The sequence below is a fragment of the Paraburkholderia sp. EG304 genome (assembly GCF_046543485.1).
GTDB lineage: Bacteria > Pseudomonadota > Gammaproteobacteria > Burkholderiales > Burkholderiaceae > Paraburkholderia > Paraburkholderia youngii.
This window is the reverse complement of the sequence record NZ_JBKGUA010000462.1, coordinates 1-255: the sequence shown is the minus strand read 5'-3', so window position 1 is coordinate 255 and position 255 is coordinate 1. Positions and strand designations below refer to the sequence as shown.

At 63.5% G+C, this 255-nt stretch carries 1 pseudogene; it reads right to left on the bottom strand.

Annotated features, from left to right (window positions below):
- Window positions 1–255, bottom strand: a pseudogene (locus ACLFKU_RS44755) (ABC transporter ATP-binding protein); the annotation flags it as partial.

Genomic DNA, 255 nt, shown 5'->3' with positions numbered 1-255 from the left:
GTCTTTCTGCACGTCCTGCGGCAGACCCTGTGCGATCACCTTGCCGTAGTCGAGCACCGTCATCTGGTTGCACAGGCCCATCACGAGCTTCACGTCGTGTTCGATCAGCAGAATCGTCTTGCCGTCCACGCGGATCTTGTCGAGCAGCTTGGTCAGCTCGACCTTCTCGGTGGCGTTCATGCCGGCCGCCGGTTCGTCGAGCGCGAGCAGCTTCGGATCGGTCGCCAGCGCACGGGCGATTTCGAGGCGCCGCTG